The 22,438-nt window shown below is 24.2% G+C and carries 28 protein-coding genes; 18 read left to right on the plus strand and 10 right to left on the minus strand.

The window, feature by feature from the left end; all coding sequences use genetic code 4:
- Positions 1-707 precede the first annotated feature (707 nt).
- A complete protein-coding gene (locus tag ACE38S_RS07175; protein ID WP_374697020.1) occupies positions 708-1,181 on the minus strand; it encodes a hypothetical protein in 474 nt (157 codons plus the stop codon).
- A gap of 296 nt (positions 1,182-1,477) precedes the next feature.
- Between ACE38S_RS07175 and ACE38S_RS07180 the strand changes: the two genes are divergently transcribed.
- Complete coding sequence (locus tag ACE38S_RS07180; protein ID WP_374695926.1) at positions 1,478-2,428, plus strand: IS30 family transposase; 951 nt, start codon at positions 1,478-1,480, stop codon at positions 2,426-2,428.
- Positions 2,429-3,347: 919 nt separating this feature from the next.
- On the opposite strand, the gene ACE38S_RS07185 is transcribed toward ACE38S_RS07180, so the two are convergent.
- Positions 3,348-3,617: a hypothetical protein gene (locus ACE38S_RS07185; protein ID WP_374697021.1), complete on the minus strand. Its 270-nt coding sequence runs from the start codon at positions 3,615-3,617 to the stop codon at positions 3,348-3,350.
- A 928-nt stretch (positions 3,618-4,545) separates the two neighbouring features.
- Between ACE38S_RS07185 and ACE38S_RS07190 the strand changes: the two genes are divergently transcribed.
- Together ACE38S_RS07190 and ACE38S_RS07195 are read left to right on the plus strand one after the other, a co-directional pair.
- Positions 4,546-4,668 (plus strand): hypothetical protein, encoded by a 123-nt coding sequence (locus tag ACE38S_RS07190; RefSeq protein ID WP_374697022.1) that lies wholly within the window; start codon positions 4,546-4,548, stop codon positions 4,666-4,668.
- 162 nt (positions 4,669-4,830) lie between these two features.
- Positions 4,831-4,971 (plus strand): hypothetical protein, encoded by a 141-nt coding sequence (locus tag ACE38S_RS07195; protein WP_374697023.1) that lies wholly within the window; start codon positions 4,831-4,833, stop codon positions 4,969-4,971.
- Positions 4,972-5,377: 406 nt separating this feature from the next.
- On the opposite strand, the gene ACE38S_RS07200 is transcribed toward ACE38S_RS07195, so the two are convergent.
- A complete protein-coding gene (locus tag ACE38S_RS07200; RefSeq protein ID WP_374697024.1) occupies positions 5,378-6,361 on the minus strand; it encodes an IS30 family transposase in 984 nt (327 codons plus the stop codon).
- Positions 6,362-6,654: 293 nt separating this feature from the next.
- Here ACE38S_RS07200 and ACE38S_RS07205 point away from each other — a divergent pair, with 293 nt between their 5' ends.
- The 7 genes from ACE38S_RS07205 (at position 6,655) to ACE38S_RS07235 (ending at position 13,401) form a co-directional block, all read left to right on the plus strand.
- On the plus strand, positions 6,655-7,053 hold the full coding sequence (locus ACE38S_RS07205) for a hypothetical protein (RefSeq protein ID WP_374697025.1): 399 nt from the start codon (positions 6,655-6,657) through the stop codon (positions 7,051-7,053).
- On the plus strand, positions 7,037-7,417 hold the full coding sequence (locus ACE38S_RS07210) for a hypothetical protein (protein ID WP_374697026.1): 381 nt from the start codon (positions 7,037-7,039) through the stop codon (positions 7,415-7,417). The genes ACE38S_RS07205 and ACE38S_RS07210 overlap by 17 nt, the downstream gene beginning before the upstream one ends.
- Before the next feature lie 57 nt (positions 7,418-7,474).
- A complete protein-coding gene (locus ACE38S_RS07215; protein ID WP_374697173.1) occupies positions 7,475-8,506 on the plus strand; it encodes a PBSX family phage terminase large subunit in 1,032 nt (343 codons plus the stop codon).
- On the plus strand, positions 8,506-8,784 hold the full coding sequence (locus ACE38S_RS07220; RefSeq protein WP_374697027.1) for a hypothetical protein: 279 nt from the start codon (positions 8,506-8,508) through the stop codon (positions 8,782-8,784). Before ACE38S_RS07215 ends, ACE38S_RS07220 begins: the two co-directional genes overlap by 1 nt.
- A complete protein-coding gene (locus tag ACE38S_RS07225) occupies positions 8,777-9,598 on the plus strand; it encodes a hypothetical protein (protein ID WP_374697028.1) in 822 nt (273 codons plus the stop codon). Before ACE38S_RS07220 ends, ACE38S_RS07225 begins: the two co-directional genes overlap by 8 nt.
- 233 nt (positions 9,599-9,831) lie before the next feature.
- Positions 9,832-10,170, plus strand: a complete 339-nt coding sequence (locus ACE38S_RS07230; protein ID WP_374697029.1) for a hypothetical protein — start codon at positions 9,832-9,834, stop codon at positions 10,168-10,170.
- Between the two features lie 27 nt (positions 10,171-10,197).
- A complete protein-coding gene (locus ACE38S_RS07235; RefSeq protein ID WP_374697030.1) occupies positions 10,198-13,401 on the plus strand; it encodes a hypothetical protein in 3,204 nt (1,067 codons plus the stop codon).
- A 21-nt stretch (positions 13,402-13,422) separates the two neighbouring features.
- On the opposite strand, the gene ACE38S_RS07240 is transcribed toward ACE38S_RS07235, so the two are convergent.
- On the minus strand, positions 13,423-13,980 hold the full coding sequence (locus ACE38S_RS07240; protein ID WP_374697031.1) for a lipoprotein: 558 nt from the start codon (positions 13,978-13,980) through the stop codon (positions 13,423-13,425).
- A 42-nt stretch (positions 13,981-14,022) separates the two neighbouring features.
- A complete protein-coding gene (locus tag ACE38S_RS07245) occupies positions 14,023-14,436 on the minus strand; it encodes a hypothetical protein (RefSeq protein ID WP_374697032.1) in 414 nt (137 codons plus the stop codon).
- A gap of 314 nt (positions 14,437-14,750) precedes the next feature.
- On the opposite strand from ACE38S_RS07245, the gene ACE38S_RS07250 reads away from it, so the two are divergent.
- Genes ACE38S_RS07250 through ACE38S_RS07285 form a run of 8 tightly spaced genes read left to right on the plus strand, consistent with a single transcriptional unit; the run spans position 14,751 to position 19,672 of the window.
- On the plus strand, positions 14,751-15,212 hold the full coding sequence (locus ACE38S_RS07250) for a hypothetical protein (protein WP_374697033.1): 462 nt from the start codon (positions 14,751-14,753) through the stop codon (positions 15,210-15,212).
- A 17-nt stretch (positions 15,213-15,229) separates the two neighbouring features.
- Positions 15,230-15,427 (plus strand): hypothetical protein, encoded by a 198-nt coding sequence (locus ACE38S_RS07255; protein WP_374697034.1) that lies wholly within the window; start codon positions 15,230-15,232, stop codon positions 15,425-15,427.
- Positions 15,355-15,903, plus strand: coding sequence for a hypothetical protein (locus ACE38S_RS07260; RefSeq protein ID WP_374697035.1), 549 nt, complete (start codon positions 15,355-15,357; stop codon positions 15,901-15,903). Before ACE38S_RS07255 ends, ACE38S_RS07260 begins: the two co-directional genes overlap by 73 nt.
- A 15-nt stretch (positions 15,904-15,918) precedes the next feature.
- Positions 15,919-16,641: a hypothetical protein gene (locus tag ACE38S_RS07265; RefSeq protein WP_374697036.1), complete on the plus strand. Its 723-nt coding sequence runs from the start codon at positions 15,919-15,921 to the stop codon at positions 16,639-16,641.
- A 6-nt stretch (positions 16,642-16,647) separates the two neighbouring features.
- Positions 16,648-17,565 (plus strand): hypothetical protein, encoded by a 918-nt coding sequence (locus tag ACE38S_RS07270; protein ID WP_374697037.1) that lies wholly within the window; start codon positions 16,648-16,650, stop codon positions 17,563-17,565.
- The gene (locus tag ACE38S_RS07275) at positions 17,555-18,577 is read left to right on the plus strand and encodes a hypothetical protein (protein WP_374697038.1); all 1,023 of its coding nucleotides are present in this window, start codon (positions 17,555-17,557) and stop codon (positions 18,575-18,577) included. The genes ACE38S_RS07270 and ACE38S_RS07275 overlap by 11 nt, the downstream gene beginning before the upstream one ends.
- A 15-nt stretch (positions 18,578-18,592) precedes the next feature.
- Positions 18,593-19,243 carry a hypothetical protein gene (locus ACE38S_RS07280; RefSeq protein ID WP_374697039.1) on the plus strand — a complete coding sequence of 217 codons (651 nt, stop codon included), beginning with the start codon at positions 18,593-18,595 and terminating at the stop codon, positions 19,241-19,243.
- Between the two features lie 45 nt (positions 19,244-19,288).
- A complete protein-coding gene (locus ACE38S_RS07285; protein WP_374697040.1) occupies positions 19,289-19,672 on the plus strand; it encodes a hypothetical protein in 384 nt (127 codons plus the stop codon).
- Between the two features lie 25 nt (positions 19,673-19,697).
- Here ACE38S_RS07285 and ACE38S_RS07290 read toward each other — a convergent pair whose 3' ends face one another.
- The 5 genes from ACE38S_RS07290 to ACE38S_RS07310 all read right to left on the minus strand — a co-directional run bounded on the left by ACE38S_RS07290 (position 19,698) and on the right by ACE38S_RS07310 (position 22,432).
- Positions 19,698-19,877: a hypothetical protein gene (locus ACE38S_RS07290; RefSeq protein WP_338954394.1), complete on the minus strand. Its 180-nt coding sequence runs from the start codon at positions 19,875-19,877 to the stop codon at positions 19,698-19,700.
- A 4-nt stretch (positions 19,878-19,881) separates the two neighbouring features.
- Positions 19,882-20,355, minus strand: coding sequence for a hypothetical protein (locus ACE38S_RS07295; protein WP_338955207.1), 474 nt, complete (start codon positions 20,353-20,355; stop codon positions 19,882-19,884).
- On the minus strand, positions 20,340-21,206 hold the full coding sequence (locus ACE38S_RS07300; RefSeq protein ID WP_374697041.1) for a recombinase RecT: 867 nt from the start codon (positions 21,204-21,206) through the stop codon (positions 20,340-20,342). Before ACE38S_RS07300 ends, ACE38S_RS07295 begins: the two co-directional genes overlap by 16 nt.
- A 2-nt stretch (positions 21,207-21,208) precedes the next feature.
- Positions 21,209-22,000 (minus strand): hypothetical protein, encoded by a 792-nt coding sequence (locus ACE38S_RS07305; RefSeq protein WP_338954774.1) that lies wholly within the window; start codon positions 21,998-22,000, stop codon positions 21,209-21,211.
- A 219-nt stretch (positions 22,001-22,219) separates the two neighbouring features.
- On the minus strand, positions 22,220-22,432 hold the full coding sequence (locus tag ACE38S_RS07310) for a hypothetical protein (RefSeq protein WP_374697042.1): 213 nt from the start codon (positions 22,430-22,432) through the stop codon (positions 22,220-22,222).
- Positions 22,433-22,438 lie beyond the last annotated feature (6 nt).

The raw sequence follows: 22,438 nt of genomic DNA on the forward strand, positions 1-22,438 counted from the left end.
GACAAGTTTATATAATAATTAAGTACGAGATTGATTAACTCTTTATTAACCTAGTTATTTAGATCGATTTATAGAAGATGATATAGTTCACACAAATGGCTTATTAAATTACCCGGCCAAACACCAAGTATTAATTTCTATCCAGTACAAATTATATTAAGCAAAGCAGATAGTGAATTAAATGTTAAAATTAAAAGAAATGGTTGATCGTCTACACCTGATAACAAATCTTATAATTAAACTGATTTTTTATTGTTTGATTTCGGAACATTTGGAGCAACCTAATGAAAACAAGGTCAAAAGATAATTATGATAATTTTATATTTGTTAATAATGTGTCCACAGGCCGCCGTGGTTAGCAGATGTGCAAGGAACCCCTACAAATCATTTGAATAAAGAATTAGACAATAAAATAATATTATTAAATAAGAAGGAAGATATTAATGAAAATGGATACTCTATTTTTAATAATTTATAAGAAGTAAATTTTCCTTTTGGAAAATAAGCAAGGTTTCATTTTAAAACACAAATTGTATTTTACAACAATGGTTTTAAATTAAAAATGCGTGTTAATTATTAATTACATGTTAAAGGTGATGATTATTAAATTGGGATGTTATTGAGAAAGAGGAAGGTTTAATATTAAAACAAGCCCAATGACATATTTTAATTTAAAACAAAAATAGGGATAAAACCCTATTTTTGTTTTAAGCAATTAAATTACCATTTTCATCTATTTTAGGTAAATCTGGAATAAATGAATCATTATTTCATTTATATAAAAATTTAAATAATTCTTGTTGTTTTGAATCATCTTTTCATCTTTTAATTAATACATTTCCTACTTTTGCTTGTTTAACTAGCATTAAACCTGAATTGTAACCTTTTTTAATACTGTATTGAACAATATATTCATCATAATTAGCAATATTTGTAAATTCACTATTTCTAAAATTAAATAAATTAATTTTTCATTGATCTTCTTTTGATGTTCTTCAAATTACTACATAATATTTATTATCAACTTTTTTAAATGGTTGGTCTTTTGGACACATTTGTTTTCAATTACCAATATCATTTCGTTCGCAATCACTTACATTATCAATTTTACAACTTATTATTTGTAATGTGCTTATACCTGCAATTACAAAACTACCTAAAATACTTAAAATATTTTTCATATTATTTTCCTACTTTCACTAATAAAAGATTATTTAAAATAAGACTATTATGACTACCTGTTATGTATCATTTTTTACTATTATTATCTTGAAAAAATTAATAGTAATTGGATAAATTTATCCACAATCACTTAGTTCACTGTACGCATATGTGTTACCAATGTAATTTATTGGTATAATTTAATTATGCTAAATTATACTTGTAAGTGCAAGTAAATAAAATTGCAAAAAATTTCATATAAAAATTTCATGATGCTAAGTTTATTTTAGAAAAATTAAAGCAAGGAGTTTTTTATATGGGATATAAACATCTTGGCATAGATGAAAGAATTTATATTGAGAATCAATTGAAATTTAAATTAAAAATTAGTGAAATAGCTAAAAATCTTAATCGAAGTATTAGTACTATTATTCGAGAAGTTAATAGAAATAAAGATAATAATCATTATTTTTCATTAATTGCACAAAATAAAGCAGAAAATAGAAAACAATCACATGTTTATTTTCATAAGTTTAAAAATAGAGAATTAGTAAAATATGTACAACAAAAATTATTATTAGGTTGATCGCCTGAACAAATTTATGGAAGAATTAAAAATTTTCATAAAGAATGAATTATTAGTTTTAAAACAATTTACAATTGAATTTATTCTGGATTACTTGAAAAGGTTACTAATAAAAATTTAAGAAGAAAAGGTAAGAAACGAAAATCTCAAGAAAATCGCGGTAAATTTAATGGTAAATCAATTAAAGAACGAAATGTTAATGTTAATAATCGCATAACTGTTGGCCATTGAGAGGGTGATACTATAGTATCATCGCGAGGTAAAAGTAAATCATGTTTAATAACTTTAGTTGAAAGAACATCAAGATTTACTTTAGCAATGTTAGTTGAAAATAGAACTACTAAAGTTATTAACGAAAACATTAGCCATTATTTATCAATTCTTCCAAATAATCTTGTTAAAACTATAACATTTGATAGAGGTAAAGAATTCGCTAATTGACAACAACTTGAAAAAAATTTAAATGTGAAAATTTATTTTGCTAATGCATATTCACCCTGACAAAGAGGTACTAATGAAAATACTAATGGGTTAATTAGAGAAAAATTTCCTAAAAAATTTAATTTTTCAAATACCACGAAAAATGCAGTTCATAAATTTATATTGTCTTTAAACCATAGACCAAGAAAAATACTAAATTATCTTTCACCAATCGAATATTTGGTTAGAAAAATAATTTAGTTGCACTTAACTTTACAATTAGGCATTAATTAAAATGGTTCTCTAAAAACAAAATAAAATTTACTAATAGCGCTGGGTATATCTTTTAAATTTATATCTTGATGTATATCTTGATAACTATTTAATGTATAGTGATTAAGATGACAATAGATAAACTCTGTTAATTCTTGACCATGATTATCAATTAAATTTTTAATTGGTAATGCTTTTAAGCTTGATTCTTAAAAATCATTACCTTTTAAATAAAATGAATAAGTAATATTTTTTAATTTGATTATTTAACTTTAAATCTGCCATAATTAAATTTCATCTAATTCCATATTCATAATTAAATTATCAATATATTAATATGCACTTTCTTCTGAATAACATTTTTCTAATACTATATTAAATAAGTCTTCTTCGCTATAAATTTTACCATCTTCATCTTTTCATATATTATTAATAATTTATCACCCTGTAATCCACTTCTTAATCTTATAAATAATCAGTTATTAAAACTTTAACTTCATCAATTTCATATCATTTTAAATTTAAATTAAAATTTGTTGACAATAAACATCACCACATATCTTTCTTTGTTACCAAATTTAAGATATAAATTTAATTATCAACCTAAATCATATTCACTATCAATTTCCGCATAAATAATATCTTTATTTGTAATTTTTAATGCGTTATTATTAATTAATTTTTCATTTAAGTAATTACTAATACAATATGACATTTTCTTATTCCTCCTAATTATTTTTAGTGTTTAATGCTCAATGTTCATCAGTAATATCTTCTTGTGATACTGGATAACTTTTAAGCATTAATTAATTTAATTTATTTTCTATATTGCATTTAAAACAATAACCTCAGTATTTTTGTTTAAGATAAATTTTCTTTTTCATATAAATCTCCTAAATTATTTGATTTATTTTTTATCAATTTGTAATATTTTTCAACCATCTAATGACAAATCTAAAATATTATTAATTTTGTAATGTCGCATATATGAATTAATAACATCTCATTTATTTTTAAATAAATTTAAGTACATTTTTGCAAAGTATAAACACTGTAAATCATAATTATTTTTATGATGGAAAATACGACAATTAAAATGTTGACAATTAACTCAATCAAATGATATTGTTATTTCATTTCAAGTTTTATTAATATACAAACTTTTATATTCTGTCATTTTTTCCTCCTATTTTTAATTCGCTGGAACTTACTTTAAAGTGAAAGTTCTAAAGCGATAGTTAGTTATATAAGTATTTATCTATTTATCTGTTTATTTACTATGCCACCCTTTTCAATAAAGGTGAAAAGTAGCGGTATATTGTTTAATAATCGATAGTTGTTTTTTTACTTTTATAATCAGAGAACTCTCTTTCTTCACCAGCACCATTTCAGGTCAAAACGTTCAGTTTTTAAAATAAATTTACTTGCACCTTAAAGAGATTGGTGCTATTTTTGTGGTTTTTAAAACCGCTACCACTTTTAAAAAGTAATATCTATCACCAAATTTATTTATAAAGTTATCATCTCAATATTTATTGTGGTTTGATGTTGATCTTGCACTTATCACGACTACCGCTTAGTTCTAATAAACTAGCATCGATTTACATATTTCCTCATACACTATTTCAGTACTTGCCTCGGCTGGCTGTGGCAATGAGTTTAAACTCATGTTTTGTGATAAAAAAAATCACTTAATTATTTAAAATAACTGCCCACAATGCATTAAATTGTTTTATAAAAGCCTAATTGTAAAGTTAAGTGCAACTAAATTATTTTTCTAACCAAATATTCGATTGGTGAAAGATAATTTAGTTGCACTTAACTTTACAATTAGGCAAATATTAATACGGATGATTTAATTTATTCAAATATTGAAGTTACAAAAAAAAATAAATTAATTATCAAAATCTACTAATAAAAAAAGTATATGTTCTAATAAAGAATTTATAAATAAGACTACAAATGTAAAATCATTTAATATACCCACTTGTGTATATAATTCAAAATATAAATTAACATTTCAAATTGCAACAGGACTAATTAATAAAAACAATGAAAATAAATTAAATGATTGAAGCATAAATTATGATGATTAAATGAAGTTGGTGGAATTTGTAAATCCAAATGTTAGTGAAAATACTGAGATTATTAATGAATTATCAAATAATTTTGATTTATCAAATATAAATAAACAAGAACAAGAAACATCTATATATTATTTAAATTAGTCTAGTAATAAGTTTGAACTTAACTCAAATGAAAAATTATAAATTGATTATTCTCCATTAATAATTAATAAATCTAAAAATATATTAAATTTAAAACAAAAAGTTATAAGGACAGTTATTGCTAAAACAGTTAGTTATTCTAATGAAGAACTAACTGTTACATTGTCAATTAAAGAAGCAATGCAAATTTTACAAAATTATAATTTATTATCAGATGAAATTCTTCTTAATGAAGATAATAGTATAACTTTTAGTGGGGGGGCATTCATTTATGATGAAATAAATGGAAAATTAAAAGCATAATACAATGTTATTTTAATATAATTGTAAATTATAAATCAAATGTAACACTTTTTATATAGATTAAAACTCCTTATTTTTAAATAACAAACTATTGCATTTGAATTTACAATTTAAAAATAAAATATTTTTTTCATAAAAAAATATTAAGTATTTTAGAAACAACTAATTTAATTGGAATAAATATGATAAGTTTAATTGCTTGCGATATACAATATTCTAAAACAAAATTAAAAGATGTATTATGTAAATTCAAGCAGCAAATTCTGTCTCTTGTTAGTATGATAATAACATCATTTAAAATAAATGCAACTATTTTTTTAAAAAAATTAAAATATTTGTAAATTTAGTCTATTTTAAGCATATTTAAGCACACTAAAAAATAATTTATTAAATTTTTAAAATAAAATTATCTAAAATTATTTAAAAATACTTCTTTAGATGTTCTTCAATTTAAACAAGGTCTTAATTTTTCATTTATAACATTAATTACTCAATCTATTTCTTGTTGAGTAACATTATTAAAATCCGTTCCCTTAAGGTATCGTTTCCTAAATTCACGGTTCATTCTTTCAATTAAGGGTTTTTGTTTTGGTGAACCTGGGTCACAACAATAAACATTAGAACCAGTAATCTTTTCCATTTCTTCAAACTTACTAAATTCTTTTCCTCTATCAGTTATAATTCCTTTAATTTTTCCAACTAAACCATTAATTCTAACTAATTCTTCAAGTTTTTCTAAAACTTCATTAGCAGTATTTTCTTCTAATTTCATTGCAAAATAATTTTTACTATTTTGTTCAACTAATACTAAACAACTAGATTGATGGTCTTTACCAACTACCGTATCCATTTCAAATCAACCAACATCAGTCTCTTTATTTTCAATATCTCATATTGACCTAAATCTTTCATTTAATTTACCACGATTATCAGGTCTTTTCTTTGTTCTATTTCTTCTGCCACCATTTAATAAATTTTTCTTTAACAAACCCAAAAGACCTAAATAAATTCATTTATAAAATGTTTTAAGGCAGGAAGGAAATTTGACACTAAACTTTATTAAAAATCGCTGAATAATTTCTGCTGGTGAATCACAAAAAATATTAAATCGTAAATTTAAAAATTCTTGTTGTTCTTCTGTAAATGTAGGTGGTTTTTTAATAGATTTTTTACGCTTTTGTTTATAATCTTTTTGCGCTTCATATGGATTATAATCTTCTATATTTTTAAATCTATTAATTTCTCTTTTAACAGTATTAACTGCACGACCCGCTTGTCTTGATATTTCAGATAAATTAAGTGTGCCATTTTTCTTTTTACAAGTATCAGATAAAAATAAATCTTTAAACAAATATCTCTCATCAAATTTTACATGTGTATAGTATTGCATTTTTCTGTCTCCAATCTTTTAATTTATTTATAACATTAAATTAAAAAAATGAAATTATTATATTGACAAATATTTTTATAGGTATATAATTTAAACAATAAACAGTAAGTAAATTCTGTCTCTTAAAGCTGTTTATAAAAAATAAAGTAATTAAGTTTACTTTTTTTTATTTTGATATAAAATATAAATAATAAAAAAGAACCGAGTTGGTTCTTTTATACATTTCTATTTACTCTTTTATTTAATCATATTCATTAAATAATAGCAATTTTAATATGCAAAAAGGAGTAAAAATGAAAGAATTTAATCCAAAAACAGCAAGTTTAAGCACATTTAAGCGTAAAATAGATGAATTTTGAGCCGATAAGAAACCTAATATTCCCTATACTTTGAATGATTTAACCAATAAATTCAACCTTTCTCGCAAATGACGATATGATACTTATGCGAGCGAAAAGATAGTTCCTTTGCTTGAAAGACAAATTAATAGAATTGAAAGTGAAATAATTGAATATATGATGCGTTCACCTGATGGTACTAAATTATATTGACAACGAGCATTCAATTATAAGTATTCACTGCAAGAAAAAGAACTTGAAAAAGAATTAAACTTAAATAACCAACAACCAATAATAGTGAATTTACAAACTGATATTAGAGATATTAAAAAAGAAAGTGATAATAATGCTTAATCATTTTAATTATTTATTAGAAACTCCTTATTGGTTATTACAAAATAGTAATATTGGTAATAAATATCCATTTACTAAAAAGTTTGAATTAGTAAATGAAATTAATCAGATTGGAACACAATATAGTGGCAAGACTATTTCAAATATTAAAATGTTTGGTGAATTATTAAAAATTAGTTTATTAATTAAAGAGCCAATTTGTATAATTGCTAGTATGTATTGGAGTAAAGATTTAAAAGATAGTGTCTTTCAAAATATATGAAATATGTTAGATGAAAATAATATACCTTATAGTATTAATTTATCAAATTTTACTTTTACTTTATTAAATGGTAGCAAAATATATTGTAAAGGTTTACATTAACCAAGTCGAAAAGAAAAATTAAAAGCATTTGCTGATTTAAATAAGTATAAATTAGTAATTGATTGAAGAGAAGAATGTGACCAATTTCAACAAAAAGATTTAAGTGATTTAGAGTTTGCTATTCGTGGGTATCAAAATAAAATAACAATTAATACATGTAATCCTGAAAGTTTAAAACGATATATTGTTGGTTATTGTAATGAATTATTAGCTTTTAATGAAGAAATAATGCGTAGTAAATATGAACAAATTAAATATATTGAAAAATGAAATATGAAAATTATTATTCACTATTCTAGTTGAAGATTAAATTATGAATTACCACAAGATAAAGTTAATGAACAATTAAGATTAGAACAGTTAGATATTGAAAGAGCAAGAGTATGGAGTTGAGGAGTGCCTGGTAACACTAGTGGCTCAATCTTTGCAAGATATATTGATATTATGCAAGTAACAGATATTATACAACCAACGAAATTATTAGGTGGCGTTGATATTGCTAATGCTACTAGCCCTAGGGTACATACAACAGCAGCTAGTTTTTGAATATATAATTCATTTGATAAAAAAGCATATAAAGTTGCTGAGTATACCCATTCAAATGCTACACAGCAATTTAAAACTGAATTAGAACAAGTAAAAGATATTTTAGAGTTTTATAACAATCAATTAAATCAATACTTTAATTTAATACAGCAAGGTATTAGTATAAATGTTGATGATAGTGCTTATTCAACATTACAAAGTTTAAATCGAGAGAAATATAATTATACTTTTGGGCAATATATGACATTTAAACCGGCACAAAAACAAAAATTTAAAATAAGGCATCGTATAGAGGCATTTACAATGTTGATAAATACCAATCAATTAAAATGATTATGAGAAAAATGTTCTGTAAGTAAAATCCAATATGAATTAATCCAATGAGAAGATAAACCAGATTCCAGAGAAGAAAGAATGTTAGATTTATACGATGATACATTTGATAGTGATTTTTATGCTTTACATTTTGAATTAATACCAATGGTTAAACATAATAGTTCAGCAGATTATAAATTATGACAACAAAGGAAGTGAATAACTTAATGAAAAAAGATATTTATGTAATACATGATGAACGTGTAATAAATGCAAAAAGACCATATATGTCTGTTTGTGGACAAGTTAAAAAAAGACTTTGTCAAGAATTAAAAAAAGATAATATCGCAATATGTAAATTAAATTTATATAACGAATATATTAAAAAATATCAAAAAATTAAAGTATGTGTAGAAGTTTTAGCAAATGAGCCAAATTTATTAACAGTAAATATTATTAATTATGCACTTATCTTAAAATTAAAGGAGCAAAATAACAATGAATAATACTTTCCCTAGTTTACCAAACTTAAATGATATTAATAGTGTTTTAAAATTTTATAATTATGATTGAACAATTAATTTAGCAAATATTATTGCTCGTCATCAAATGCGATTAATAAATGGTAAAGATATTTTATTTAAGTCTCATCGTAAAGACGTTTTAGAAAAATTAAATTGATGATATGAAACTTATAAAATAAAAGAAAAATTAGATAAAAATGAATTAACAGCAAGTTTAATGGGCAAAACTATCTTTGGTTTGTTAGAAACATCAGATGGAAATATTGATTTATGAATTAACCCATTTAACTTTACATCACGCGTAAGTAAAATAAATGAAATTGAACAAGGGGCTGATATTTGATTAAATTATCATCAATCAGACAGTGGATTTATTTTAAATTTAATTTGTACCAAAGATAAAATAGTTATTAAAGGTTGACCAAAAAATAATGAGGTAGTTGTTGGACAAAGTAAAACACAAATTAAAGATGATGTTAGACCTGTTTTAGTCCAAGAATTTAAAAATAAATTAGGTATAGTCCTTTTCTGAGAAATGATAAATGAACCTAATCCATTATTCTTATCAACTTCAACTACATTAAATCCATGACCTACAATGGCGAATTGTTATAAATTACAATTTGATTTAGAAGATAGTTTTAATATTAAATCAAAAGAACGATGAGCTAATCGTACGCACTGATATGGGGTATTAGATGATAGTTTAATGAATGCTTATACAATATGGGAAATAAAAAAGCATTATAAGATGCTTTTGATGATATTTTTATTCAATCAGGTCAATCAGCAGTAGATGGACAATTATCGCAATCTTTACAAGTAGTACAAGGTACACCAACCTTAGAAACATATACTGAAGACCAAAAAGCGATCATTGAGCAAGTATATTTAGCGTGTCATTTTTCTAGTCCATTTGGTGATAAATCAGATAATGATCAAAATAAAACACAATCATTATTAACTAAAACAAAAGACTTAGAAAAACAAACATATTTACAAGCATATCGTAAGCAATATTATACTAAAATGTTTGATACTGTTTTAAAATATTATGGTTTATGAGACGGTAGCGGTGAACGCCCTTATGGTTTTGATTTTATTAGTGCTAGTTTAGTTGACCAAATGCGACAAAATGAATTAATTACTGCTAGATTAGATAATGGCACAATGGAACCAGTAAGAGCCATAACTGAATATGATAATATTGATGAATTAGAAGCAACAAAATATTTTGAAAAAGTAGAAGCATGACAAGATAAAATACAAGCCAAAGAAATTGAACATAATAATAAATTAATGGAATATGATGAAACTGGTAATAATCAAAATGCCTTACAAGGTAGAACAGAAATTAAGGAGAATTAACAAATTAGTAGAATTAATCCAAGTGTTATGGAAGAATTAAGAAGACACGCCCACGATACTTTAATAGATATCAGAGAAAACATACGAGATAACAGACATTGAATGGTATTTCCTTTTAATGTTTATAGTTCATATATTCCCGATACTGAAACAGGATGAAAACCTAATAACGCAAAACCTAGTGATTATGGTAGTTATTCACGAATATTTGATAATATGGAAAGTACGATTGCTCAATGACAAGATAGTTTAAAAATAGTACAAAAATATAAAGGTGAAAAAATCAATATCTTAACGATTGATGATTTTAGTAAACAATCCATTAACTCAACAATATGGGCAAATAATGAAACACCCTTTGCTATGAAATTAAAAGATGAAAATAGCAATGTTTATTGAAAATTAATTGATGGTGAAAACATTTATGATAGTAATAAAATGTTAGAATACTTAAACCAATATAAATTAAGTTATTTTATTAATAATGATAATAAAGCCGATAACTTTTATACAAAAGAGGTTAAAGTTGGTAAATATTGAGATGCTTATATGATTGATGATAGGAGTTCCGTTCAATTTGGAGAAGCTAAATTTGAACAAGTATTTACTCAACAATCAACCGAAAGACAATATACTTTATTAATTTTAGATGAAGATGCTGAGAAATTAAATATTAATGATTATTATAATTTTTATACTGTATTTAATGATCGTGGATTAAATATTGGTGGAGGTAATATAAATACTGCCCCCCAAGATAGACAATGATTATATCCATCTAATGTTATTAATTATTATTCACCATATGATGGTAGTTTTTTATGACAAGAAATTACTTTTTCAAGTATTAATGACAAAATTAGTAATAGTGGTTTATCAGTGCGACAATTTATTCAAACATCAGCACCCGGTGAAGGTTATTGTTTTCCTAAAATAACTTATGATGAAAAAACAAATACATCGACTATTGAATTAGATGAGATTTTATTAAAAGACCCGGGTGTTAGAGCAATGGCAGTTAAATTTTATGGCAATCCTATCTTTTTTGATATGCCTGTAATTGGGAGACCAATTATTAAAGGTAAATTTAATAAAAAAGTAATGAATTCACGTGATTTATTAATGTATAACATGTATCCGTGTCCACCCGACAAAGTTAATACTTATGCTTCGCCCGAAGTAAGTTGATATAACATTCAAGGGATTCAACCAACAATGATAACTGGTTATGAAAGTTGAAAAAAAGATATGGAAAGTAGATATGATTTTTGAAATCAAAAAAATAGTGAAGGTATTGTTATAACTGATAAAACAAATTCAACAGCAACAAATCCCACTGTTGGCACAACTATTCATACAGAAGATAAGGATTCTAAATTTTATTGGTCTAAAAATTGAAAAATAATGCCACCAAACAAAATAAAAGTAAATGGTGGCACAGTTGATAATATTATTAGTACCCAAGCATCATCATATTTTAGAAGAAAAGATGAATTTGGTAATACTGTCGGTCAAGTTCAAATTGAATACAATAAAATGGGTTCATGTAATGTTTGAGATATTTTAAATATGAATAATTTTATTAATCGCCAAACTACTGTATTACCATTAAACTATACGCAAAAGTTAGTTTTTAATCCTTTTACTATTCCGGGTGGGGTTGGTAAATTCTTAAACTTTATTTCATTTGGTATTCCATGAGGTTGAGTAATTAACCAAAATGAAAAATCATGACCTAATTTTCAATGACTTAATGGTTTTATGAGTGCTAATATTTATAGTTTTTATAATGATGCATTTTGGTCTGAAAACTCAAAAGGTAAGGGTTATTTACCATTTGAAATATTTAGAGAACAAGGTAATGATAAAGTTGGGGCTATATTTGGTGCTAATGCTACTAGCTTTGGTTTTACTACTTTATTAACTGATAAATTAGTAGGTACTGTCTTAACTAAGAATGGTAAACCAACAAATAATATAGTTTATTCAACATATAATCTAAAACAATTAAATAAAAAAACTAATCGAGTTTATTTAATTAATGAACGTACAAGAGCAGCAGATGCTCAAACACCAGTTAGTAATAGTGAAAAAGATAATGATTGTGAATTTTTACAAACACCCGATGGAACAAATTGTAGTTATATAATTGATATGTTTTCAATACAAGCATTATATAAAGGTAATTTTGAAATTATCTTTTATGCTGATAACCCATATACAAATAATGAAGAAGATTATTTAAGATTATCAGTATGGAGTTTCAGAGGTAAAACAAAAAGTGTATTAAATAATTATTTACGCGATATGACAACTAATTATAAAACTAGTTTTCTATTACCACATGATTATGAAATACCAACATTTAATTACCCCGAATATGTATTGCCGCCAGTACCATATAACTATAAAATATATACAAAAGATATATGGGATGCTAATAAAGTACAGCCATTAAAAACTAAAATTACAGTAACACCACAGTGTTCTAATAATCTTTCAATAATTAGAGGAAATAATTTTTATAATTTATTTAATAATAATTATTATGAAAGTTATTATGAATTAGAAATTGATTTAAAACAAATTGACCCAACAATTCAAAGTATTGATAAATTTATTAGTTCTTATAAAACAATAGAAATAAGTAACCTTAATAATTTACAAGTTGAATGTGCAATTCTTAATATAGAAAATTTTATTCCCAATAGAAATGTTAATATTTTAGGTGGTGTTGACGATTGTAAAAATAATTTTAAAACACTAATTGATGTAAATTTACGTTCCGTAGGCCTATCACAAAGTGATAATATTAATTTTGATAATACAATAACTTTATATACTGATAACATAAAAGTAAATGATATTAGAACTTTCGTTACTGCTTATACTAATGATTTAACAAAAGATTTGTATGAAAGTACTTATGAATCTTATGGTGCCACTTTATTATTTTTATTACAAATAACATCATTATCTAATAAAGTTGAAGATAAAATTAAGGAAACATATTTACAAATATATTATACTAATGATATAAAATTAAAAATTAGATTTTCAAAAGTATTATATTTAGAATTATCACTAGCTTATCTTAATCATAATACTATGAAGTTTTATAAATATTTTGGTAATGACAAAAACATTACAATAGATGTTAATAACCCTGATGTATTAGGTATTAGAAATAAAGGTGACAATCCTGTCAAAATTACAATTAAACCAAGATAAAAATAAAAAGAGAATAATTTTTTATTCCCCATTAACTTTTACATTACCATTATTATCAACAATTAAAGCAGGCAAATTTTGATCACTACAATTTCAACGATAAACTGATTTAAAAACTGTTTCACTATTTGGCTGACTAAATTTTCAATGAAATGAAGAATTTCATTGAACTGTTATATCTTTTGGAAATTTTATTTCTTTATTTTTAATAAAACCTTTTGTTTCCATAAATATAAATAATTTTTCTACACCATGTTCATTAACAATTGTTCTTTTTCCATTTTCTTTTGATGTTTTTGTATCATTTTTAAATTTTGTAATTCTTCAATTTTCACTTGAATTACTGTGTCATACTACATAATAATATTTATCATCAACTTCATTAAATGGTTTTTCTTGTGGTGATATTCATTCTAAATTGTTTTTAATTTCTTGATTTGTTGTATTTATTTTGTTTTTTTCTTTAAGTTCTTTTAATTCTTCGGGTGTATATTTTTGTGGAGGATCACAAGCAACTAAACTTGTTGTACTTGTTCCAATTAAAGGGATTGTGCTTAAAATACTTAATATTTTTTTCATATTTATCTCTTTTTTATTTTTTATATAATTTTGTTTGTTACTTTAATTAAACAATTTGTAACAGCACCAAAACCTCCGACGGGCAGCACCAACACCAGCTCCGACCCCTCCGCCGGGTGCGCCTGCTGCCGCTCCAGTTGTAGTGGCAACACCTATTTCTATTCCAGTATCTTTATCCACACATTTTCCAAAAACGTTTACTGTTCAGTTTGCAGTATCTTTTGCAGCACCAATTGTTCAGTTTGCAGTATCTTTTGCAGCATTACTTACTCAGCTTCCAATACCTAAAAAATCTCTTTTATTTCTATTTAAATTTTTTAAATTATTTGTTTTTTTATAATTAATATCAATATTTTTGATATTTTCTTCTTTTTGATAAGGGCTAGCGGCAATTGTTGTTGGTACAGCAGTTCCACTAATAGTTAGTACACTTAATAAACTAAGTATTTTTTTCATACTTGTTTTTCTCCTTTTTCTTAATCTCGAAACTTTTTATCAAGATCTATTGACATTATATATATATATATATATAAGCAAGAAAAATTAGGAATTATTTACAAAATTTTATCTTGTTAAATACTTCTTATTACGCGTTTTAAGACCTAAAATAGTAATAAAATATATTAAGTTTAGTATTTTTTTATGTATAAAAAGTATTGTATTAGTAAAATAATAGTATATAATTAAGGCATAGGTTTAATCTTTTTCCGTAAAAAAGAGTTACGCTGACTTGTTAATCGGACAAGGATAAAAAAAGAGGAGTTTATAAAATGGCACTTACAAAAGAACAATTAATAGAACAAGGTTTAAGTGAAGAGATTGCTGAAAATATCTTAAATCAGTTTAATAATGAAGCAAAGCAAATTAGAGAAAGTGTGCAAAAACGCGAAGACGTTATATCAAAAGAAGACTTTATTAAATTATCTAATGAATTAGATGAATTAAAGGCTTTTAAAGATGTTCCATCTACTAAAATTGAAGATATTAAAACTAATTTAAATAAAGTTAGTGGTAATTCTTTAACTGAAAAAATACAAACTTTAAAAGAATTAAAACCTGATTTGTTTGTGCAAGAACAACCATCAGTTTCACCAACTAATTTTATTAAAGATATGATTGAAAATTCGGTTGAAAATAAAAATAATGAAATTGAAACTATTAAAGAAAAAGGTGCATATACACCTGATGAAATTAAAAAGTTAACTGATTATACACTTAAAAACCTTAGATAATAAGGGAGTGAAATATTATGGCAACAATTAATTTGCCACAAGTACCTTTTACATTACAAGGTAATACAACAGGTCAAAAAGCCTATGTTGATATGGTTAATGCATTATTGCGTGGACTTTATATAATGAATATGCAAGTATTATGCAGTATGCAACAGCAACAGCCGAACAAGTTGCTTGATTACCAAATGCTGGACAAGCATTATATAATTTAACTAATCGTGTAGTATGACAAAATGATTATGCATTACCAAATGGTGGGGCAACTCAAACGATGGGATTAACAAGAATTCCAGTTCCTATTGATAAGAGATTTAATTTAAAATTAATGAATGAGGCTTTTGACTTGGCATTAATAGAACAAAATATTAAAAATGGTGTTATTGCTAACGCTATTGCTAGTATTGTACAGAATAAATTTGTTAATTTAGAATGTGAATTAATTCAGGGGATTTATGATTATTGTTTAGCAGATGGTCAATATGAAGTAATTCCATTTCGTGGTTATACAGCTGAAAATGCAGATGATGTAAATAAAGCATTCTTTACATTAAATGAAACTTTGATTGAATTAACAAATCAAATTAGTAATCTATATTTTGGTTTGCCAACTGATAAAATGTTTATGGTTTTAGGGCGAAGAGCTTATTTAGGGTTAACACCTGCTTATTTAAAAGTAATTGGTTCATAAGCCCAATTAAAAGCAATGGTTAATGGTGAATTATATGAAAATACCGCAATGGGTATTCCTATATCGAAAAGTTTTCATTTAGAAAAAACATATACAAAAGGACAAGTTAACCGAGATAAAGGTTATAATTTTACTAATGTAAATGGTTTAATTATTAATAAACAAGTATGAGCATATCCAATTAATATGGATACTATTCAACAAGTTTTAGATAATGATACTGCTAACCCTAAATGAATTGGTAAAGTGCAATATGCAACACCAACTATTTTATATCCAAAAACATGTAAAATTATTTTAGAAAAAGAACCAACACAAGAAGAAATTGATATTGCTAAAAGTAATCTAAATAAAACATTTAGAGTGCCTGTTGATTATACTATTATCACTTCAGCGCCTAATCAAAATCTAGACCCGGTATCAAATATAGAACCTAGTATAGTTAAAATAGATATTAGCAAAATTAATAAATTAGATAAACCAACTATTCATATTGCAGACCCAACAAAATCAACAGCTGACCAATTAAAACCACAATTTAAAGATGTTATTTTAAAAGCAGTTAAAGCAGTAAATAATTCTTTAACTGAAAGTGATTTTAATTACTTTATTGAAAGTAAAGGTGTTGATTGACCAATAAATATTACAAATGATACAAAGGTTTTTGTGAAAATTGAAGGTAAAAACAACGCCACTGGTCAAACAAAGTCAATTGAAGTAGTAATTAAAAATTCTTAATAAACAATGAATTTACTAATATTACGAGTTTTAACTTTATTAGCAGAGAACTTAGGCAATAAACCTTTAATAAATAAGTTTGTTAATTTAATTAATAAAGTTAATAAATTTGCTTCATATTATGCTAATCCTTTCCAAAAAATTACAAATAAAATTGAAGATATTTATCAATGATTAAATCCTTACACATATGTAAATTTAATTAAAAAAGGTCATCAAAAAGAAATACAGCAAATATTAAATAAATTAGAAAAAGATAACAATATTAAAAATAAAGAACAGTTTAAAAAAGAAAATTATCTAAATACTAATTGACAATCTTTAAATAGTAGTTGACTTGATAGTGGTATGTTTAATATAACAAATAAATTAACTTTAACAGGCAATTTAACTATTTTAATATATACAAAAACAGCAAAACACCCGAAGTTTTATGGTCCATATGTTTATCCTAGTGTTCCAGTTGAAATTTGAAAATTATTAAGTAATGCAGCATCTAATGCTGGAACTTTATTTTGGCGTTATTGATTAAGAAAATGATTACCTAGTCATTTAAGAGATTATATTAAAAAACGATTACCACAAGAATTAAAAGAAAAATATCCAAAAGGAAATATCAAATTAACATTACCACATATTCAAAAATTACAACAAATTAAAAGGTTTATTAATAATTTAAAGATTGGACACTTTAATTTCAATTTTGCTGGTGAAATTAATAATAAAAAATGGTATCGAGAGCGAAAAAGCGATGTTAAAAATATTAAAAATTTATATAAAACACTAGTTAAAAGTATGCTTTATAAAACTAATCAAACTATTAAAACAATTAATAAAACACAAAGAAATGTTAATAGTTATAAACCATCTAATTTAAGAAATAAATATCGTAATCAATTAAGGGGTATTTTATATGGAAAATAATTTAAGTAATTTGTTATTTATAACAGTTAAAGATGTTAAAGAAAGTAAACTTTGACAACCTATTAATGACCGTAAGCAATCTGCTTATAATGATAATTTAATTTATAATGCTATTTTAAAAACTAGTTTATGAATGGATAGATTATCAGGTGGCACAATTTCAGATAAAATAAATAAAAAAGATTTATTTCCATGAGTTAAAAAAGATAATACTGGTTTAATTGAATATGATAAATGATTAAGTTATATTCAATCTGCTTGTTTATTAGCGGTTATGAATTGATATTTGCCAAAAGGAGTTAATGATTTAACAGGTAGTGCTTCATTTTCACAAGGTGGTGTAGCATATTCACAAACAAATGACCCCGAAGCAAATGAAAATATTACTCGTGATGTTAAAAATGCTTTAAAATTAGCGGGTGAAATAATTGATATTATATCTAGTAAAACAATTACAAGACCATATAATTATCATTTAGGGAATTATGCTCATCCATGAGAAGAAGAATATAAACATATAACTAAAAAAACATTTTATGAAGTATTATTATATTCTTTAAAAGAAAAAGTGCAAACTGACAATACTATTAATATTACTCATCCAAGTATTGATGATTATAGTAAAATTGATTATAAAGAATATATTAAACTTGTTGTTCCGTTTGATAATGATACGATTTATTATGATAATGGGGTTTGAAAAACAAATATTTCAGATTGAGAAATTGTTGACACTAGTGATTTAGATAATACAAGGTTTGATTATGAAATACAAAATTGAGATAAAGAAAATTATAAATACAATATTTGAATTGGAACAAGTATGCAAAATAATTATTATTTATCAACGTACAAAAATTTTAAGGGAAAAATAACTGTTGGGTCATTTGATTTAGAAAATAAATTTTCTCATCGTGTAGAATTAGAAGATGATGGAATTATTGCTATACGTACTGGTGGGACAGATGGAACAATTACTTGTTTACACATTGAAAGAAAAAATATAAGTTAGAAAGGATTTTAATTAATGAAGCAAGATAAAACAACTTGATTAAAGGGTGCCTTACCTTGAAATTGATTTAAAAAAGAACCTATTCCGACTTATAATTGAACTCATAAAAATATTAGAGATTGAGAAAGAAAATATAAAATTCGTAGTTGGGTAGTTAGTTTTTATACTTTAATATTTTTAGCATTAAATTGTTGATTAGAATATGGAATGATTGATGCAATTAAAGGTAAAATTGATTGATATAATTATGGTCAATATTGAGGTAATGGCATCGCTATTTTATTAACACCTTTATTTACCCATGGAATTCAAGGAATATTTGTTGCTAGTAGTAAACCAAAAGTAGATATGAAAATTGATATTCCACGATTAAAAATATCTAAAATGGGATTAGTATTTACAATTTTACCTTTAATTACTTTAATAATTTCTTTAATTATTATTTGAATTGATAAATCAAAATGAAAAAAAGACCATTTAAGATATTGTTTAGATTGTCGGATTAATCCGCGTGTTATTCAACCACGAATAGCAAAACAGTGAAATAATTTAGATGGTATAACAGAAGAAATATTTAAAAATATACAAGATAAAAATATTAAAAAACAAAAGCAAGAAAATAATAAAAAATTAAATATAAATAATAATTATGAAACCAATAATTAAATTTTATTAAAATAGACTATATATAGGGGTGGTAGATATTTTTGGGTGGTTATATATAGCTTAATTTATAAATTATTTTGTTCCGAAAGAATAGATGGCCACTGTTTGAGTAAGAATAAGAAAGGAAATATAAAAATGGAAATTAGTAATGAATTAGTAATTACTTTACTTGTATTAGCTGGTGCTGGTGGAATGGGTAGTCTTGGGATTCTAGGCTTATCTGCTAAAAAAGTTAAAAAATATAAAGCAGAAATTAGAGAATTAAGAACTGCTGTTATTGCCCACGAAAAACATTTACAGGGGCCCGATTATGCAACAGAATTAGCCCTTAAAACAGGTCAAATTAAAAACGTTAAAAAACAAGTTAAAGTAAACGACAAAAAACAAGCACAAAAAGATTCTATTAGAAAATTAACAAATAGTATTTAAAAAAATAACCAATTAAGGTTATTTTTTATTTTTCTTTGTTGTGACTTATATAAAAATTAATAAGATATTCTATTCGTTGAGAATAGGTATCAAAGTTAGATAATTGATTTCAAACTTTTTCTTCATTTTTATTTAAGTAAATATTAACATTTCGAATTTTACAAGAATAATATTTTCCTGTTTTTTGATTATATGATTCTTTCATAATATTAACCTTTATAATTAGCAATAATAATTGCATCTCTTAAATGATGAGATATTTTCTCATTATTATAAAATCAACCTTTACCATATTGATAAGTTAAATTATTATCTTTATCAAATTTTCATATACAACTGTCATTATATTTACTTAAATTTTCCATATTTTTAACAATTGATTTAGTATGTTTTGGTGATACTCAATTAATAATGTTGCGTACTTTTTCTGTATTGTATTTAACTGTTCCAATTACTTTTAATAAATCATCCCTATCTTTACTTGGATTAGCAGATGTATATAAACAATCCTCAATATTAATAATTGCATCTTGTATTAATTTATATAAAATATTATCAGTTTGTTTAATTCAATCATAATGTATATATTCCATTTTATCTATTAATTTATTGTCTTCATAAACAACAATAGCACTGGTACCGGTTCCTGATGGGTCAATACCTATTTTTATCAAGTGGTTCATTGCTCATCATTGTTAACTACTGGTACTACATTAGAAATATCATCTTCTTTAACTATATTATTGTTTGTGTCCGCTATTTCTCTATAAAATGGGGTAATATTTATATTATTTGATAAGGGTTCGTCACTTATCTGACCCTGATTTTTGGCGACAGTAATATCATTAAAGGGTATATAATCAAAATTACCATCTTCTTTAATTTCTTTTTCATCTAAATCAATGTCAGTAATATCTATACCTAATTCTTGTGCTAATTTACGATATAATTTTGCTTCAACCATTTCTTTTGGTCATTTATTTCAAGGCGAATATTCACTATTTCCACTTGGACTACTATTTTTTAAACGGTCAATGTCTGCTTTTCTTAATAAAATACCTTTTGTTTCGCCAGTTAAACGATTAATTCCAAAAGCATAAGCGCCAATAATATTTTCATATTGACTTGTATTTGTCATAAAATCTATTTCGTGTAATTTTGGTTTTTGTAAATCGGTATCTCATACAAATTTTTCACTTTTATAAATAATTCCTCTTTTTAACATTCAATTTTCTTGTTCCATTCTTTTTTGAAACACACCACTATCAATAATGGTTGTTAATTTATTTTTGAATGGAATAATATTAAAATCTTTTCCAAAAATTAAACTTTTATTACTTAAATTAATAATTCCTAAGGCTGTAATTTTTCCATTATCAGCATTACCAATCAAATTAATATAACTTTGATTATTTTTTAATTTTAGTTCTTGTAAAGCAATTAAATTATCTTGTAAATATTTAGCATTAACATTTAATTCATATGCTTTAATTGCTGTCGCTACTAATTCTTTTATTCCCATTTGATTATTCATAATTATTTCTCTCCTTTATTTATTTTGAATTTAATTCCATTAACACCAATAGTATTAATATCTTTATTGCTATCTCATTGTTCTTTGATTTCATTTTTAACAACTTGTTCATCAACAATTAAATATTTTTTAATAAGATTAATAAGTTCTAATTTATCGGAATTTTGTAAAAAATCATCATTAATACCTAATATTTCAATATCTTTAATTAATAATTTTTCTTTAATAAAATTAATTCCAACTTTTTTTAATTGTTTTGGGTCAAGTGATTTATCAATTTGTTCAATTTCTTTCATTACACGAACTTGCTCATCTTCAATTTGATCAATATCCAGACCCATATCTTCACTTAAATTATTTGCTTGTTCTATTAGTTCTTGTTTTTTTAGTTCTTGTTCTTTAAATAATTCATTTTGTTTTTGTATTCGCACTTGATTAATGTTATTTTTAATTTCAATTTTATGATTTTCAATTGATTTTTCAAAATTAATAATATTAGTACGAATTCGATTTAAATCATCTTTGAAAGCTTTTATTAATTCCAATGGTTCTCTAAAAACAAAATCAATTTTACTAATAACACTTGGTATATCTTTTAAGCGTACATCTTCATAATTCGTGGCTACTCAATGATTTCGATGGCGAAGAATAAATTCTGCTAAATCTTGACCGTTATTATCAAATCATTCTTTAATTGGTAATGCTTTTAAACTTAATTCTTTAAAATCATTTCCTTTTAAATAAAATGGATAAGTAATATTTTTAATTTGATTATTTAATGTTAAATCTGCCATTATTAAATTTCCTCCAAATTCATATCCATAATTAAATTATCAATATATTCATAAGCACTTTCTTCTGAATAACATTCTTCTAATGCTATATTAAATAAGTCTTCTTCGCTATAAATTTTACCATCTTCATCTTTTCATATATTATTAATAATTTATCATCTCATAATCTACTTCTTCATCTTATAAATAGTCAGTTATTAAAATTTTAACCTTATCAATTTAATATCATTTTAAATTTAAGTCAAAATCCGTTGACAATAAAACATTACCTACATGTCTTTCTTCATTACCAAATTTAAGATATAAATTTAATTTTCAACTCATATCATAATCACTATCAATTTGTGCATAAATAATATCTTTATTACTAATTTTTAATGCTTTATTATTAATTCATTTTTCATTTAAGTAATCACTAATACAATATGACATTTTCTT

The organism is Spiroplasma endosymbiont of Polydrusus formosus (assembly GCF_964263245.1).
GTDB lineage: Bacteria > Bacillota_I > Bacilli_A > Mycoplasmatales > Mycoplasmataceae > Spiroplasma.